18 protein-coding genes and 1 pseudogene are annotated in these 16469 nt (G+C 68.4%); 6 read left to right on the top strand and 13 right to left on the bottom strand.

What is annotated here, in order from left to right; genetic code table 11:
- The first annotated feature begins 165 nt into the window (after positions 1–165).
- Positions 166–504: a hypothetical protein gene (locus AACX88_RS09110; protein WP_339392688.1), complete on the top strand. Its 339-nt coding sequence runs from the start codon at positions 166–168 to the stop codon at positions 502–504.
- 113 nt (positions 505–617) lie between these two features.
- Here the strand turns inward: AACX88_RS09110 and AACX88_RS09105 are convergent, their stop codons facing one another.
- Both AACX88_RS09105 and AACX88_RS09100 read right to left on the bottom strand, forming a co-directional pair.
- Positions 618–764 carry an NAD(P)-dependent oxidoreductase gene (locus tag AACX88_RS09105; protein WP_339392694.1) on the bottom strand — a complete coding sequence of 49 codons (147 nt, stop codon included), beginning with the start codon at positions 762–764 and terminating at the stop codon, positions 618–620.
- Between the two features lie 92 nt (positions 765–856).
- Positions 857–1264: pseudogene (locus AACX88_RS09100) on the bottom strand (NAD(P)H-binding protein); the annotation flags it as partial.
- Positions 1265–1863: 599 nt separating this feature from the next.
- Between AACX88_RS09100 and AACX88_RS09095 the strand changes: the two are divergent.
- Entirely contained in the window at positions 1864–2310 is a 447-nt protein-coding gene (locus tag AACX88_RS09095; RefSeq protein WP_026529666.1) for a phosphatase domain-containing protein, read from the top strand.
- A gap of 9 nt (positions 2311–2319) precedes the next feature.
- Here AACX88_RS09095 and AACX88_RS09090 read toward each other — a convergent pair whose 3' ends face one another.
- The 11 genes from AACX88_RS09090 to AACX88_RS09040 all read right to left on the bottom strand — a co-directional run bounded on the left by AACX88_RS09090 (position 2320) and on the right by AACX88_RS09040 (position 13050).
- Entirely contained in the window at positions 2320–3618 is a 1299-nt protein-coding gene (locus AACX88_RS09090) for a hypothetical protein (protein ID WP_339392687.1), read from the bottom strand.
- A gap of 375 nt (positions 3619–3993) precedes the next feature.
- Entirely contained in the window at positions 3994–4335 is a 342-nt protein-coding gene (locus AACX88_RS09085; RefSeq protein ID WP_026529664.1) for a helix-turn-helix domain-containing protein, read from the bottom strand.
- On the bottom strand, positions 4335–5462 hold the full coding sequence (locus AACX88_RS09080) for a tyrosine-type recombinase/integrase (RefSeq protein WP_272027568.1): 1128 nt from the start codon (positions 5460–5462) through the stop codon (positions 4335–4337). Before AACX88_RS09080 ends, AACX88_RS09085 begins: the two co-directional genes overlap by 1 nt.
- Positions 5463–5634: 172 nt before the next feature.
- The gene (locus tag AACX88_RS09075; protein WP_339392686.1) at positions 5635–7242 is read right to left on the bottom strand and encodes a M23 family metallopeptidase; all 1608 of its coding nucleotides are present in this window, start codon (positions 7240–7242) and stop codon (positions 5635–5637) included.
- Positions 7243–7255: 13 nt separating this feature from the next.
- Positions 7256–7948, bottom strand: coding sequence for a hypothetical protein (locus AACX88_RS09070; protein WP_144588138.1), 693 nt, complete (start codon positions 7946–7948; stop codon positions 7256–7258).
- A 36-nt stretch (positions 7949–7984) separates the two neighbouring features.
- Positions 7985–8983 carry a ParB N-terminal domain-containing protein gene (locus tag AACX88_RS09065; protein WP_144588140.1) on the bottom strand — a complete coding sequence of 333 codons (999 nt, stop codon included), beginning with the start codon at positions 8981–8983 and terminating at the stop codon, positions 7985–7987.
- Positions 8980–9870 (bottom strand): hypothetical protein, encoded by an 891-nt coding sequence (locus AACX88_RS09060; RefSeq protein ID WP_144588142.1) that lies wholly within the window; start codon positions 9868–9870, stop codon positions 8980–8982. Before AACX88_RS09060 ends, AACX88_RS09065 begins: the two co-directional genes overlap by 4 nt.
- A gap of 93 nt (positions 9871–9963) precedes the next feature.
- Positions 9964–10368: a hypothetical protein gene (locus AACX88_RS09055; RefSeq protein ID WP_144588144.1), complete on the bottom strand. Its 405-nt coding sequence runs from the start codon at positions 10366–10368 to the stop codon at positions 9964–9966.
- Positions 10365–11006 (bottom strand): DUF2637 domain-containing protein, encoded by a 642-nt coding sequence (locus AACX88_RS09050; RefSeq protein ID WP_144588146.1) that lies wholly within the window; start codon positions 11004–11006, stop codon positions 10365–10367. The genes AACX88_RS09055 and AACX88_RS09050 overlap by 4 nt, the downstream gene beginning before the upstream one ends.
- A gap of 32 nt (positions 11007–11038) precedes the next feature.
- Entirely contained in the window at positions 11039–11971 is a 933-nt protein-coding gene (locus AACX88_RS09045) for a bifunctional DNA primase/polymerase (protein ID WP_339392685.1), read from the bottom strand.
- Positions 11971–13050, bottom strand: coding sequence for an ImmA/IrrE family metallo-endopeptidase (locus AACX88_RS09040; RefSeq protein WP_339392684.1), 1080 nt, complete (start codon positions 13048–13050; stop codon positions 11971–11973). Before AACX88_RS09040 ends, AACX88_RS09045 begins: the two co-directional genes overlap by 1 nt.
- 310 nt (positions 13051–13360) lie before the next feature.
- Between AACX88_RS09040 and AACX88_RS09035 the strand changes: the two genes are divergently transcribed.
- The 4 genes from AACX88_RS09035 (at position 13361) to AACX88_RS09020 (ending at position 16461) form a co-directional block, all read left to right on the top strand.
- Entirely contained in the window at positions 13361–13792 is a 432-nt protein-coding gene (locus tag AACX88_RS09035; RefSeq protein ID WP_144588308.1) for a hypothetical protein, read from the top strand.
- A gap of 61 nt (positions 13793–13853) precedes the next feature.
- Positions 13854–14318, top strand: coding sequence for a hypothetical protein (locus AACX88_RS09030; protein WP_339392683.1), 465 nt, complete (start codon positions 13854–13856; stop codon positions 14316–14318).
- Entirely contained in the window at positions 14315–15325 is a 1011-nt protein-coding gene (locus tag AACX88_RS09025; protein ID WP_064862400.1) for an MAB_1171c family putative transporter, read from the top strand. The genes AACX88_RS09030 and AACX88_RS09025 overlap by 4 nt, the downstream gene beginning before the upstream one ends.
- Positions 15322–16461, top strand: coding sequence for an alpha/beta hydrolase family protein (locus AACX88_RS09020; protein ID WP_339392682.1), 1140 nt, complete (start codon positions 15322–15324; stop codon positions 16459–16461). The genes AACX88_RS09025 and AACX88_RS09020 overlap by 4 nt, the downstream gene beginning before the upstream one ends.
- Positions 16462–16469: the final 8 nt, after the last annotated feature.

The raw sequence follows: 16469 nt of genomic DNA, 5'->3' as shown, positions 1-16469 counted from the left end.
CCGGATCGGCCTGAGCATGAATGACGAGTTCGACGGCGCGAGCCTTGAGTTCGTCGGTGTATTTCACTGGCAAGAGAGAATCTCCTTCTTCCAATCTCCCTGCCTCTATTATCCCCGGGGCGATTCACCGCGCGCCCCCGGCGCGGGTACGGGCTGCCGTCCTGGGTGAACGCCTGGACCGCGCTTCCGCTCGGTCTGGTCGCCACGATCAGCGACATCCCTAACGCGTTCCCGATGTTCCTGGCCGTCGAACGCCTCATCGACACCGGCATCGGCCCCGAGACCGCGGTGCCCGTGCTGATCGGCTACACCGCGATCTACGCCCTGCCGACCCTCGCGGTCCTGATCATCGGCCTGCTCTACCAAGACCGCCTCCGAGCCCGGCTGCAAACCCTCTACAACCGCTACGCCACCGGTCACACCAAGCCCAGCGGCAAGATCGCCGCGCTGTACTTCACCGCAGCCGCCGCGAGCCTGGCCATCCTCATCTTTCTCGTCCGATGACCCACGCGCTCGTGCCTGACGGTGCGGCAGGCCCGGCCTCCTGAGCGTGCCCGCCCGGTAACGATCGCCGGGCCGGCGCGGTCATGCGGCTGAGCCCGCGAGAGCCCAGGAACTCAGTAGGCGACGGAGAACTGAGCCCGCCGGTGGGTGGGCGTGTCGATCTCAGCGACGATCGCCGCGGCGAAGTCCGGTCCGCTGATCGCCGACTTCCCCTCAGCATCGAACAGAGCGACCTCCCCGCCGATCCGGTACCGGCCCAACTCCTCACCAGGCACATAGGGCCGTAGTTCGCTGCCGGGCTCACATAGAACCAATCCAGTCCCTGCGGAGCGTCGCTGAGCAACCAGTCCAGCACCGCGCCCATCGTCCGGGCCTCAGCGGCGAACTCCGGCGGCAGCTCCCCGGACTCATAGAACCGCGGAGCCCCCTCCGCCGGCCGTAGCGCACTGAACCCGCCCACCACCCCGAACCGCACCCCACCGGCCGCGGCCAGGCCGGCCACCTCCCGGTACACCCCTGCCAGGGAGTCCTCCAGCTCACCCCGCGGGGCGAGGGCACCGATCACGACATCCGCCCCGGCCACTGCGTGCTCGCGGATCGCCGCGTCCGTCAACGACCCCGTCCGGTACGTGACCTCATCGACCGGTTCGGACGGGGCCGTGCGGCTGTAGGACGTGACGTGGTGCCCCGCCCGCACCGCCTTGGCGACAATGTGGCCTCCGGTATAGCCGGTGCCACCCAGAACAGCAAGACGCGCCATGACTCGTGCTCTCTCTTCCTCAGGACAAGGAACCCCCGCGGCAGGATCTCCGCAAAACTAGCCGTATGGGCCAGAACACCCGGATCGGCTTCGAGGTGTCTGCTCAGCTGTGGCCTGGACTCGGAGCTGGCTGACTCGGCCAACTGGTGATGGCCAGGTCCTCATCCAGTTTACCGCGCACGACCGGCTCGACCATATGCGGCAATCGGTGCCGCGGTGCCCCTTCGTCCGTGTCACTGTCGAACAGCTGGCGGCGAGCCACCTGTCCCCGCACCGACACCGTGCACCCGGACCGCTCCCAGACCACCCAGTGAGCATATCGTCGAGACTTGCTTCGCCGCCGCCACCGATCCAGGTCTGCTTCCCGTCCCCGAAGTCCACGTCCCCATCTTCCTCACCAGCAGCCGCTTCCGGGACCCGCTTCTCGGCCTGCCGCTACCCTCGCCTAGTCAGGCGAATCGGCGTTATCCAGACAACTAACCACTACTTGTCGCGTGGTCATTACTGACCAACCGGGGATCGCAAGTATTCGAAGCGTTCGAAATCCATGCTGGCGAGGTGCGCAGGCAGGACCGCCGCCGTCGGGCTAGCGTTGAAGTGTGGACGCATGGACTGACGAGCCGGGTGTGGTGGTGTTGCCCGACGGGCGACGCATCCGCGGCGTCGGCGTGCGCCGGCCGCGCGGCGATGTGCCTGCCCCCGATTTCGCGGTCTATCTACTTGGCCGTGACCCAGCGCCTGGTCCTTGGCCTCATCGCTGGGTGCGGTGGCGAGACTTCCGGCTACCGGACTCGACCGACGACGCGACGACGGCGCTGCGTGAGGCGTGGGAACGTGCCGGTGAGGAGCGAGTCGAGATCGGGTGTGGCGGCGGCATCGGGCGGACCGGGACGGCTTTGGCGCTGCTGGCAACGATGAGCGGTGTCGCGCCAGAAGACGCGGTGGCGTGGGTCCGTTCCCACTATCACCGGCGAGCTGTCGAGACGGGCAGGCAACGACGCTGGGTAGAGCAGACCGCGACCTTGCTTCAGACGGAGCGGGAGTGACCTTGGTCGTCAGCGTCGGGCGGCGGCGTAGGTGTTCCAGGCTGAGCCGGTGAGTTCAGCCCAGCGGGTCGCGGTGGTGATGTGGATGCCGATGAGCGAGGCGAACACGGCGGGCGGGGTCGTGGAGGCCAGGTGCAGTAGCGCGGTGCTCCGGCTGGCGCGGGTGAAGATGCCGAGCTGGTTCATCCGCCGCATGAGTGAAGCGGGATGAAGATGGGTGCCCGCGTTCTTGCCAGTGAACAGCCACCGGGCATCAGCCAGGATGCTCGCAGTGCCGAACGGCTTGACGACCGGTAGCGCGGTGACCAGCCCGTCCAGAGGCGGGATCAGCAGCAGCGGTTCGCGGCCGAGCCGCAGATAGGTTCCCGTGTCGCGGACCTCGATGTCGTCGGTGGTGAGGGCGGCGATCTTCGCGACGGGCTGGGCATAGAGCAGGATCAGGCAGGCGGCGGCGCGATCCTCGATGCTGGCGACGGTGGAGTCGTGCAGGAGTCGGCGGGCAAGGGCCAGCTGATCTTCGGCGTCAACCTGATGGGCGGGGTCTTTCGCCGCGACGGGTTCGGGCAACGTGACTCGGGGTAGGTAGCCGCCTCGTGTGAGCCAGCGGACGAACCCCAGGCGGGTGCTGCGGCTCGTGCTGAGCCAGGCGTCCACGCAGGCTTGCGGGCAGTCGTCGAGGGTGTGACCGCCCGCGGTCAGGTCGTCGAGAAAGGCGTGGGCGGTGTGAATGTCGCTGCGGCAGCGTGCGGCGACATGAGCGGTGAGGTGGCCGTGGCGGTTGGTCTTGGCGCGGCCGGCGACGTGCCAGCGGGCATAGCGGGACAGCACGCCGCGCAGCTCGGGATCGGTGATGTCGGCGCCGGCTTCGGCGGCGTGGCGGTGTAGCCGGGCGGCGTTCTCGTCCCGGGGCGGCAACGCGCCGGAGGCGACGAGCATCGCGCGCAGGTAGGTCACCGAGAACACTTGCGGGCGGGCATCGAGAGCATCGTGTGACAGGTCGAGCCGGCCTTGAGCGATGTCGGTGAGCAGGTGCAGGCTCGGCAAGTCGTGCCAGTTGTTCAGCAGCGAGCGGGGTTGGCGTAGCTCGGTCAGGGCATCGCGGACGGGTTTCAGCTCGGGTCGGATCGTGCCGTCCGGGCCGGTGAGCGCGGCGTCGATCTGCTGGGTGGCTTGGCAGGCGAAGCAACGGGGCCGGCCGTGGTTGGTGGTTCGCCGGCCGAGCGACCGCTGGCCGCAGATGGAGCAGTCGATGACCGGCGCTTGGTAGCAGGTCGGGCAGACGTCCGGGCTCGCGGCGGTCGCTTTCAACGCGACTCGCTTGAGCCGGCCGCAGACGCCGCAGGACCGACGCGGGTGCCGGTAGCAGCGAACGCAGAGATTCCGCGATCCATCGGACTTCCCGCCAGCTCGGGTGGCGAGCGGGCCGATAGTGCCGCATCCCTCGCAAGCATCCTCACCGGCGCGGTTTCGGGCGTAGCAGGTGGTGCAGATAGCGCCGCCGTCGCTGGTGCGGGCGTTGACTCGCCGCTGCCTGCCGCAGCCGGTGCAGGTCTCCTGGGGTGAGCGGCGGGCGCGGCAAGCCCGACACTCACCCCGGTTGAGTGTGTGGTTCCAGCGCAGGTTCCTCACCCGTCCGCAGCGGAAACACTCACCGGGGACGATCGTGCTCGCCATCTGGTCCGGTCAGTCCCCAGCAGGCTTGATGACTGCGCGAGTTGGACGGTTCCGGCTGGGCTTGGACTGCGTGCTGGTGCCGGTGGTGCCGGTCTTGCGTCCGCGCCGCGAGCTGGTGGCGACGTAGGGCTCGATCAGGTCGTTGGGGGTGACGTCGAGGATGTCGCAGAGCGCGGCGAGCAGCCGCATGTTCAACCGCTCCGGCTCGCCGGTGACGATCCGGTAGACCTGGGTCGAGGTCATCACCACGCCCCGGTCGGCCAGCAGCGGCACCAGTTCGGTGGTGGCGTTCATGCCGTGCTCGTTCATGATCTTGCGCAGGTGCCAGTGGTAGGCGACGGTCTTCGTCATCAGCGTGATCCTTCCTCGGTTGCGGTCGGTGGGGTGAACGCGGCGTCCAGGGCGCGGCGCAGGGTGCGGTTGCGGTAGTCGCCCGAGACGCCGGTGTAGAGGGCTGTGGTCGATCCCCACCGGTGCCCGACCTGCTGCTGCACGAACAGCGGGTCGAAGCCGTCCTCGATCAGATGGGTCACATACGAGTGCCGCAGACAGTGCGGGTGCAGCGCGGCGTCGAAGCCGAGGTCGTCGCGGTACTCGGCGAACCTCATCCCGACGTAGCTGCCCGTGATCCTGGATTGTCGTTCGGTCGGCCACAGCATCCCGGCGCCTGCCGTGTCGAACAGCGGCAGCACGTCGGTGACGTATTCCTCGATCACTGGGCGGGTCCAGTCGAACACCGCCAGCACCGCCCGCCGACGGGGCGGGGAGCCTTTGCTGGCCTTGCCCCAGCGGACGTTGCAGACCCCGTACCGGCCGAACTCGGTCGCGGTCGGGTTGCGGGTGAAGTCATGCAGGTCCAGCATCCCGACCTCGCGGCGGCGCAGCCCGAAGGCGTAGATCATCTTGAACAGGGTCGCGTCGCGGAACACCGACTTCCAGCCCTTCTTTCCGCGCGTGCGAGCATGGTCGGCGCGATCGTCGGCGTAGTCGAAGAAGGCTTGTACCTCTTCCCGCGACAGTGGCCGGACCGCCGGGCGTGCCTCGTGATCGCTGGTGTGGATCGCGGTGTTCCACTCATGGCAGACCTGCACCGGATGAGTGCCGAACAGTTCCTCGCATCGCTCGATCCAGCCGTAGCGGCGGTCGGTCAGGTAGTCGCAGAACAACGCGACCGCGTTCTGATACGAGCGGATCGTGCCGTGCGAGCACGGCTTGTCGCCGGAGACCAGCTCGGTCGTCCACTCCTCGACATCGGCGGGCGACCACTCCCACGGCAAGCTCCCGCAGAACACGGCGAACCGGCGCACCTGCGACAAGCGCGCCCCGATCGTCTTGGGGTTCAGCATCCGTGAGACCTGCTGCGCCGACCAGCCCGTGAGCATGTCATCGAAGACCTGCTCCGCCGGACGCAGCAACGCCACGTTGCCCGCCCGCAACGCCGTCACCGATCCGGCGCGGTTCCCGTCCTCGAAGTCCACTCCAACAGTCTTACATCTAATGTATGAAAAGTACATCTAACGTAAGACTTGGTGCGTTTCCCCTGGTCAAGAGCCGGGTTCAAGGCTCAGATCAGTGACCCCTGGTACCCTTGCCTGACCAGCGAATACGCACGATTCCGGCCGTCGCGGATTACATCTAACGTAATAATTGCTAGTTTGCCTTGACTGTGACGTGGAGGTGGTCGTAGTGGCCTCCGGTGATGGAGGCGGGATCGTGCATGCCGCCGCCGTTGTAGGGTCGCCAGCCCTCGGCGTCGCGGGCGAGGGACCAGATTTTCCCTTGCCAGATCAGGTATTCGATGCCGAGCACGTCGGCGTTGACTTTCATCCAGTTGGTGACCTTCCAGCCGGCGTCGAGTTGTGCTGGGGTGGGTCGCTGGCTGATCCGGTTGCCGAAGGTGATGTCGCACGCCCTGCCGAGCGGATGCTCCGACTTGGTTCCGGGGCGCGGCGAGTAGCAGCCCCAGCCGGTGTCGGGGAACGCGGCGGGGGTCTGCTGGTAGAGGTGGAGCATGCGGGCGGTGATCTTGCCCGAGCTGGTGGGATCGTCGATGAGCCGGTCGGGGTCTCCATCGACACCGGTCGGCGCACCAGCAGTGTTGTTGCAGGCGGCGGGTGATCCGCTGGTCGCCGTGGGCAGGTTCGCAGCCCCGTGCTCGTTGAGCCAGGCGGCGGCGTCGATGGTCTCGCCGTTCGTGCCGCCGGGCCGGACCTCGAAGTGCAGATGTGCGCCGGTGCTCATGCCCGAGGAGCCGACATCGCCGATGTGCTGCCCGGCGCTCACCCGGTCTCCGGGACGGACGTGGATGCCGCTCTGCCACATGTGCGCGTACGCGGTCGCGATGGTCTTGCCGTCGATGGTGTGCTCGATGACGATGAGGCCGCCGTACCCGCCGGTGAACTCCGCGACGGTGACGGTGCCGTCCGCGGCGGCGAGGATCGGCGTGCCGTCGGGTGCTGCGAAGTCGGTGCCGGTGTGCATCTTCCGTTCGCCCGTGATCGGGTGCACGCGCATCCCGAACGGCGAGGTCAGCACCCAGGTGCCCTCGGGTAGCGGGAACACCACCCGCGACGACGAGACGGCCGGACCACCCACACCACCAGCGGTACTGCCTCCGCTGGTGAGGGCGGCGAGGATGCTGTCGGCGACGGGCGCGTAGTTGCGGTAGCGGTCGGGGTAGGCGGACACTTCGACGGCTTGGGCGGCTTCGCCGGCGTCCATCTGTTGCCAGCCGGGGATGTCGAGCAGGCCACGTGGCGAGGGGTAGTTCGGTCCTGTCGGCCCGCCGAAGAACGCTCGCGCCTGGTAGGTGGGGTCCATCAACTCTGCGACGGTGCCCCATCCCGATTGTGGGCGCATCTGGAACAGGCCGAGTGAGTCGTGGTCGCCGCCGTTGCCGTCGTTGGGGTAGTTCGCCGACTCGGGGTAGGTGCCGGTGTTGGTGAGCATCCGCAGCGTGGATTCGGTGAGTGCGGCCATCAGCGCGATCTTGATTCCTGGTCTGCCCATGTCGGTGATGCCGTTGCCGACGGCGATGATCGTGGCCGCGTGCCTGAGCTGCTGACGGTTCAGAGTGAAGGTCTCGCCGTTCGCGGTGGTCACGGTGAGCGAGTCCGGGATCAGTCCGAGGTTCACAGTCCCGGTAGGCGTGGCGCAGTAGGCGGCAGCGGGGTTCATCAGCACCCCGACGCCGAGGAGTGCTGCGGCGGGGGCGAAGAACAGCAGCGCCAGGGCTGCGATGGCGGCTTTGCGGAACACGACACCATCCCCGTCAGCGCAGCGGGTTGTCGAGCTGCGACAGCCGCAGCAGATGGCACGTCGGATAGGTCGGTGCGCAGACGACGAACACGGTGAACGCGACCGGATGCTCGCTGGTGACCGGTTGGCCGTTCCAGACCCCGGCACGGTGGCGAGTGCCCTCGATCGTGACGGCCGTCGTTCCTGCCGCGAGCTGCCCCGGCTGTGCCTGCGCTACCGCGTCGGCCCAGGCGTCGGGGACGTACGCGGTGTCGATGGTGAGGTGCTGGCGGGTGGCGTATTGCCGCAGCTCGATCCAGGCGTCGCGGGTCGGCAGGTACGTCGCTACGTCGGAGGCCAGACCGGCTTGCTCTTCCCCGCTGGGGTCACCGACCGTGAGGATCGCCGAGGTGTAGTCCAGCGGCCACAGACCCGAGGCCGTGTCCCAGGCGAACAGCGTGGACGCGACGCCCCGAGCGAAGGTCTCGGGATTGGCCGAACGCGGAACCGCTGGAATTTGCGGTGGCCGGGGCGTGCTCGGTGCCATCGTCGGCGGTGCCGTCGTGGTTGGGCCGGGCTCCGGGTCAGGATCGGGGCTGGTGCTGCTGCCGGGGCCGGTGAGGAGTCCGTAGACGCCGATGCCTGCTAGGAGCAGCAGGACGATGCCGGCGGTGATGAGGGCGACGAGTCGGCGGCGGTTCCAGGGATCGGTGGGTGCAGGGCTCATGCCGAGCAGGTGCGCACCCGGCACCTGCGCCTGCGGTCAGAGTGCGCGGAGGCGTGGCCGCTCCGCCGTGCCTTCGCGGGCGGCTCGGAGGGCGTCGGCGAATCGGACGGTGCCGTCGGTGGTGGTGAGGAAGTTCTCGAACTGCTCGTCGGTCAGTTCGGCGGCGAGTGTGTCGGCGTCGTAGTGGGTCCACCAGTTCGTCAGTTCGCCCCAGGTCTGGACGAATGCCCGGACTGGGTAGCGGACTGGTTGCCCGTCGTCGGTGACGAGCGGCAATGGACGGGGTGGGGTGCGCTTGCCCTTCTTGATCGACTTTGCGTGGGCTACGGCTGCTTCGGCGCGGGCGTGCAGTTCGGCTTCGCGCCGCTCCCGCTCGGTGGTGTCGGCTTCGCGGATCGCTTGGTAGATGGGATGCACCGGGTCACCGGCCTCGATCCGTTCCAGCCCGGCGGCGGCCTCGGCGCGCAACGTCTCGGGCTGGGCGGGGTTGTTGGCGATGTCTTCGAGGTAGCCGATCTTCTCCAGTGTCGTGTGCGAGGCACCGCCGGGAATCATCGCGGCCGCTTGCTCCCGCGCATCGCCGAGTGCGCTCGACGGTCCCGCAAATTTTGCGGGACCGTCGTTTCCCGGCTGGTTTTCGCTGCTGAACTGGGTGGCGCTCTTGCGGCGGGCGGCGTCTTCGGCCATGACTTGCTTGATCTCGCGGTAGAGTCCGGCGGCTTCGAGCTGGGTGTAGGGCTTGTGGAGCATGTTGTCGTCCTGCTCGGCGAGGAGTTGCCCGAGCCGGTCGGACAGGCCACTGCGAACCCAGACGTTGACGGTGCGCCAGCCGAGCTTCTTGATCGCGGTCAGGCGTCGTGCTCCGCACACGAGTACGCCGTCGATGGTGATCGTGAGCGGTTGCAGCAGGCCGTCGCGGTCGATGGATGCCGCGAGTGCGTCGATGTCGCCGAGGTCGGCGCGGTGCCGGGTGCCGACGAGGATCGACTCGACGGTGCGGTCGAGCTGGATGCTGCCGACCTGTGGCTCGGTCACGACGACTCACCGCCCCCACCGCCCGGAGCAGCCAGTGCGAGCGCGAGGATCAGATCGTCGTCCCGGAGCAGCAGGTCGAGGGTCTCGCCGAGCAGCAGCCGGAGCAGGATGCCGCGGCCGCTGCTGGTGGCCACGTAGGCCGGGTGGGGGTTCCCGAGTAGCGCTTTCAGGAGGGCGGACCAGGAGCGGCGCGGGAGGTCGAGCAGTGCCCGCGCGTGCCGGTCGCGGCGAAGCGTCTCGTAGGCGGACTGGCGGGTGCCGGCCTTCATCAACGCGCCGCAGACGTGCTCGACAGCGGCCCGTGCGGTGTCGGTCGGCCAGTGGAGCAGGCACAGCATCGCGATGGCGTCCTCGGCCGCCGATCCGGCGGAGATGCACGCCTGCGCTGACCCGAGTCCGTCGCGCGGCTCCGGTTCGAGATCGCTGGGACGCAGGTCGGTGGTGTGGAACGCGGGGTGGTAGTCGGCCAGTGCGGTGTCGCGTTCGGAGAATCGTTCGGGGTCGTGGAACGCCGAGACGTGCGCGCGGCGGGCCTGGTGCACCGAGCAGAGCAGCCCTTGGGCGCGTTCCTCGTAGACGCAGGTGATCCGCACGGCGTGGGTGATGATCGCCCACGGGTCGTTGGCTTCGCGGGTCGAGCGGTTCTGCATCGCGTCGAACGCCGCCGTGACCGCTTCCCAGGTGTCGAGCTTGTGCTTCCTCGCGAGAGCGCGGTACTTGTCGGCGGCGAACTCCATCAGGTCGCGGGCTACCGGGTCGTGAACCCAGGCATCCTCGCCGCCCTCGGCGAGGCGGTTGAGCAGGGCGCGCACGCCCTCGCTGGTGGTGAAGTCCTCACCCCCGCGGTCTGGCGGCTGCGCGGTGTTGGTGCGGGTTGGTGTGGTCATGGTGTCGGCACCTCCTGGCAGGCAGGTGCGCACTCGCTCCCAGGAGTGCGTCCTGCATGCCGATGCCGTCGCAGCCATGACCTCTCACCGCCGTCAACTCATCGAGACCCCGGAGCGGGACACTTGCGAGGCAGGCGCGGTGCTGCGTCCGAACGCCGAGATCGGAGGCAGTCGCCGGGCACGGCCCCCGAGACGACGAACTGCGGCCCCGAGCGGGGTGCCAGTACGGCGTGCCAGCTCGGCCTGGAAGTCGAGGCCACGGCCGGCTGCGTGCGCGGAGTGCCGGGCGATCAGGTCGGTGGGGCGTACCCACTCCACGCCGCGCCCGCGAACGATCGCGTGCTGCTTGTCGTCGCGGGCGACCTGCGCTGCCTGCACCGCCTCCGGCGTGCTCGCCGGTTCGACTGGCTCGGGGCGCTCCCGCGGCTCCTCGAGGACCAGCCTCGCCGGATCGGGCCTTACCGAGTCGGTGTGCTGCGCGTTGTCGCTGGTGTTCATGGGGTCGTCTCCTCCCGCTCGTCGGCGGTGTCATTTGTGTCAGTCAGGTGTGCGACGGCGAACCAGCGGCCTACGGTCGAGGGATGCACCCCGAGTTCGCGGGCGATCCGCTTGTTCGACCAGCCCGCCTCCCGCAGCTCCCACCCCAGCGCCCGCCGATCCACCACACCATCGTCGCGACGGTTCGGTTCCGGCTCGCCAGACGGCAGCGCTGGCATCGACTCCGCAGCGACCGTCGGACGCGAGGCGGCAGGTTGCGTGTCGGGGTCGGGTGTGCGGGTGAGGATCACTGTCAGGTGCGTGATGGCGAGCAGGACGACGGGCGGCACTGCGGCGACCGAGGCCGCGAGCATCCTTGGGACGTCGGCGTCTGCGGCGACGACGGCGTGAATGGCGTTCGCCGTGACCGAGACGAGTGCGCCGCCGACCAGCAGCGCCCACGGGTACCAGGCCGAGTGCTGCCCGGCGAGGGCGACGACGGCGACCGTGGCGACGACGATGATGCCGTCCACGATCAGCGGCCACGCCCACGCCTGCCCAGCCCCGATCCCGGAGCGAGCGGCCAGATCGGCCAGCGACGTGAACGACAGCCAGAACGCCCCGGCGGCGATGAACACCGTCCCCGCGACCGCCGTCATGGCGGCCCAGCGCCGTCCTTCCGATTCACGCCTCACAACCCAGCCCTCCCAAGGGCTGGGGACGGTGGGCTCGCCGAGTAGCCGAACCACCGATCCGCGCTCTGCATCCGGCGGCCTGACGTGGCCTCCGATGGAGGCTGGGTGGCTCGGTAGGCCGAGCGCACGGTCGTGGTGATCTCGCGATCGCCCAGACCCGCCGACTGTGCCGCAGCACCCAGGGCATCGAGCGCGTCGGAGGGCGAGACGCCGTTCTCGGCGAGGCGGCAGGCGGCCCAGAACAGGCCCCGGTTCCGCTCGCCCTCGCCCCGCCTGGCGACCCACGCCGCCAGCCGCTTCCCATCCACGGCGACCGAGGTGTCGTTGGCGCGTGGTCGGGTGACGGGGCGCGGGTCGAGGAAGTCCCGCAGGCGGGTCGCGTCCACCGTGCCGACCGAGTGAGCGGCGATGTCGGCGACCTCGTAGCGGCGGACGTTGCCGTCGATGATTCGCCGGGAAGGCGGAGCGATGATGTAGCCGCCGTCGCCCCGGAAATCGACACCCGCAGTGGCTGCCTGCCACGACCGCTGCTCCCGGCCAGGTGTTGCCGGGAAGTACACGTGCGCGCCACCGGTGGGTGTGCGCACCAACAGACCCGCTCCATCGACGAGCCCCGCCTCGGAGGCGCGCTCGAATGCCGCGCGGCCATCGTGGGGGCCATGGACATCGACATCGACGACGACAACGCCCGATGCAGCGCCTGTCGGGATGCTGATGTTCGCGTCCGGTGTGCGCGACCACCACGCCGCGACCTGTTCCGGGTCGCTGCTCGCATCGAGGAACCCACGACGGGTCAGCGGACGCTTCCCCTCGACCAGACACGGGAACACGGGCACGCCGGCCGCCGCGAGGGCGCCCGCGGCGAACGCCAGGCTTGGCGCGCGATCCACGCGAATCAGCGCCGCGAGGACATCGATTGGCTCGGGCATCACAGCACCCGCCCCGACAGCGCCGGCACCGGCGCAACACGCGGACGATTCGCCTCCACCGCAGACGCAGCGGTGCGGGAGGTGCGCGGACTGGGGGTGTCGCGGTCGAGGCCGGGCGGGGTGCCGTCGCCGACCTGGAGCGTGTCGAGCTGGTCGAGGATCGCCAGCGCGGTCTTCCGCACCCGCTCGCCGGTGCCCTGCACCACCTGGGCGGGCTCTTGACCGTCCACGCGGGTGGCCCAGGTTGAGACGTACGGGATCGTGTACCGGGCGGTGTCCATGCCGTGCGCGGCGCCAATCATCAGCGCGACGGACTCGGCTTCGACCTCGCGGATGCCGCGATGCTGCCGCGCCTCTTCGTCGTCGGGATCGTGCATCAGCACGTGCGCCAGCTCGTGCGCGAGGGTCTTGACCTGCGCGGCAGGGTCCATGTTCTCCCGCACCGCGACCGTGCGCGCCTCGTAGTCGGTCATGCCGTTCGCGCCGGAGATCATCCCCTCGTGCGGCATCCGCAGCACCTCGAACCCCGCGCCGCGAATCTGCCCGGCCAGCCCCTCCCACAGCCCCGTCGGTGCTTCGCCTTCCAGCAGCGTCGGAGCGGGCGGCACCGGCAGCGGCTCGCCGTCGGTCTGGGAGGCATCCCACACGTAGGCCGGCCTGGCCCCGACCATCCGCGAGCGCACCACCTCGCCGGCCTTCGGCTTCTCCCTCGGCCCGAGTCGTCGCCACGATCCCGCATCGGCAGGGGTCGCGGTAGCGAACCGGCCCGTCACGGGCGCGAAGATCATGTACCCCAGCTGGCCCTTCATCACCTGCCGCCCGAGCCCTTGCCACTGCCGGTATCCGGCGACCAGGGTGGGGAAGGGTTCTGGCACACGGCCCGCCTCGTAGGCGGCTTCGTGCTGCACCCAGATCAGCATCGTGTTGTTGAACGACCGCGACCTGAGCCGTGCCGCGAAGGCGAGCGCCTGCCGCCAATCGTCACCCGAGACCAGCGACTCGACCGCGCCGGTCAGCTTCTCGTGCAGCTCGTCGAGCTTCGCCTCTCGCGCCGCGCGGGCGTCCTCGTTCGATGCCATGCTCTGGCCTCCTCTTCGGCTGGCCGCGCCAAGGTTGCGCGCGGCGGTACACCTGGCAGGTAGGCGCGAACACCCGCGCCCGAAACGTGAGCTGGACATCGTTCACCTCCTTGAGGCAGCCCGAGCCGAGGCCGGAACCGAGCATTGAGCATGCTCAAATGTTCTGGAGTCCTGTTCTAACACCGATCGTTGAGCATGCGCAAGCCTTGATTTGTGCATGCTCAACGAGTACCGTTGAGCATGCACAACCACCCTCCGGGTGGACTACATCGATGCCTTGCCCGTCGCGAAGGGAAGGGGGTCAGCCACCATGACCGAAGACGAGAGCCAGGCTGCGGCCGAAGACCTCGCCAAACGTCTACGGCTCCTGATGGACGTCGCCGTCGCCGAGTCCGGCACGGAACCGACCTACTCGCAGATCGCCGGCTACCTCCATGAACGAGGCACCAACCTGTCGCGGTCGCGCTGGACATACATGGTCAACGGCCACCGCTACGTCCAAGACCCCGCCGTCTTCGAGGGGCTCGCCGCGTTCTTCGACGTGGACGCCGCCTTCCTCCTCGGCGAAGACGGTGCGGCCACTCCCGAGAAGGTCTCTGCGCAACTTGATCTCGTTCGGTCCATGCGTGCCGCGAAGGTCAAGTCTTACGCAGCCCGCACTCTCGGCGACATCTCGCCGAAAGCACTCCACGCCATCACTAAGTTCCTGGATGAGGAAATGACACCAACGCCTGAGCACTGACTGGGTGTCGCGCAAGGCGAAGCCGATACCGGTCGCTGCTCCCCACTGAGAGGGGCGAACCGTGAATACCGAACAGACCGTATCGGCGGCCGTGGCGGGCCTTCGGCTCGGGCGTACCTTCACCTTCGACGAGCTCCTCCGCTCTGTCCAGGACCAGCGGCACCGCAGACTTCGGGTCATTGAGCTGGCTGATCTTGATACCCACGACGGCCTCTGTGCGCTCTGGCTGGCAACCGATACCGACGACCTCGTGCTCCACGCCCACACTGACTCGACACTCCACAGACAGCAGTTCATCCTCCACGAACTCGCCCACATGATCCTCGGCCATTGCGAAGGCGATGACTGCACCGTCGACGAGGCGCTGCTGCCCAATATCCCGCCGTACACCCGTGGACGCCTGCTCCGGCGGCAAGACCTTGACAGCGAAACTGAGATCGCAGCCGAGTCCCTCGCCGACAAGCTCGCCGCCGGCATCCGAGGATCAGTGTTCGCAGAGTCGGCCTTCTCGGAGATATTCGGATGATCCAGATGCTCGTCGCTACGCTCATGTGGGCGCTCGTGGCGAGCCTGCTTATCTTCCGCCGCAAACGCACCGACAGAAGTATCACCCGCGCCGCCTTCACCATCGCCATCGCGATGACCTTGAACGTCGATGGAATCTACACGGTCGTCGATCCGCTCCTCGGCGGCACGAACATCGCGACGCTGATCGCGGACGCCCTGCTAATGACTGGGCTGTTCTTCCTCGGACGCGGCGTCATGAAGTCCGGCAAGTACCGGCCCAGGCTCGTCCGCGCCGCCGTCAGCGCGCCCGTCCTGCTCGTCGCGCTACTCGCGATCACGGCAGCATTCCTGTTCATCCATCGCGGCACCACCACGACACGATTCATGAGTGATCTCGGCGCGCAACCCGCAGCAGCGGTCTACTCGATCATCAACTTCAGCTACGGGGCACTTGTCATCGCGACGATGCTCGTCCTCGCCACACGGCAGTATCGCGACAGCGCCGGCATTCAGCGCCTGCCCGCCGCACTGTTGAGTCTGGGATCAGCGTTTGGCGTCGCGCTCTGCCTTGCCGTGATCGTTCTGGACATCGCCCACGCAACCGGCCACCTCCACCTCATGCACGCCATCCAGGCCGCCTATGATCCGCTTTCCGTCCTCACCTTCGTGTTCCTCTGCGCCGGATTCGCGGTCCAGCCCGCCGTTCGCCGCGCCCAGAACCGCGCCCGGCGTCGGCACACGATCTCCTTCACGGCGCAGTTGGAGCCGCTCTGGCTCCGAGCGACACATGCACGGCCCGGGCTGAGCCAGGCCGACCCCCTCGCCGCCAACAGCGAAGACCCCGAAGGGCACCTCCACCGAGAGATCGTCGAAATCCGCGACGCGATGATCGACCCCCGCATCACCTTCGACATCAGCACCGACGACCGCGACCTACTCGAACGAGCCGAGAGTCACCTCGTCGGAAACGACACCACCGTCGCGACGGCCTTGCCCGTCCCGAATGTCGAGGAGCGTGAATCGTGATCGGGCGCATCGCCCTCGGCAGCGGGATCGCGGCAGCAGCAGCCGGCGGGCTCGGGTGGAGCATCGCGCGGCGGCTCACCGCACCCGTCGGCCCACGCACGTTCGACCTCACCATCCGCAGGGTCGAACACGGCGACAACGGCGACCTCATCGTGCTCGACCGAACCGAGCAGACCACCGCGCACGGCATCTACAACCTCTGGTTCGAGCACGGCGGCTGGGCGCAACTCTCCACCGAGGTCATCGATCGCGGACCCACCCGCGTCGCCCGCAGGATCACAGGCACTGCACCTGGCCTCAGACCGAAGGACGGCGACCGCGCCTCATGGAGCGGCATCTACTTCGCAACCCCAGCCGACGCCGGACTCCACGCCCGCGACATCACCATCACCACCCCGGCAGGATCGTGCCCGGCCTGGCGCATCGACGGCGACCCTTCGACCTGGGCGATCCACATCCACGGCCTCGGCAGCACCCACGCCGGCACATTCCGCGGCGTCCTCGCCGCGTCCGAACTCGGCTACACCTCCCTCGTCGTCAGCTACCGCAACACAGTAGAAGGGCCACGCGTTGGCACCGGCCGATCAACCCTCGGCCACACCGAGACCGCGGACGTTGACGAGGCCATCGGATACGCCGTCCGACGAGGAGCCCAACGAATCGTGCTCTTCGGCTGGTCAATGGGAGCCGCCATCGCCCTCCAACTCGCTGCCCATCCGCGACACGAATGGCTGATCGCCGCGCTCGTCCTCGACTCACCAGTCCTCAACTGGACCGAAGTCATCAAGGCCAACTGCGTCCGCAGCGGACTGCCCGCAGCAGCCGGACACCTCGCGATCCCGTGGCTCACCATCGCCCCACTGGCGCGTACCGTCGGGTTGCCGGGCCGCATCGCACTTCGCTCGTTCGACTGGACCGCGCGAACCGCAGACCTCACCACGCCGACGCTGATCCTCCACGGCACCCGAGACGACTCCGTGCCCATCCGACTCTCACAAGCACTTCGAGACGCCCGCCCGGGCCTCGTCGAACTGGAGACCTTCGATGCCGACCACACACTCTGCTGGAACACCGACCCCGACCGATGGCAGAAGATAGTGACCACGTGGCTCTCGGCCCGGCGCGACCCGCCTTGACCCACCAC

Origin of the sequence: Brevibacterium metallidurans (assembly GCF_037101285.1) — a bacterium.
GTDB lineage: Bacteria > Actinomycetota > Actinomycetes > Actinomycetales > Brevibacteriaceae > Brevibacterium > Brevibacterium metallidurans.
Note: the sequence above shows the minus strand (reverse complement) of the source record. Positions and strands in the feature narration are given on the sequence as shown.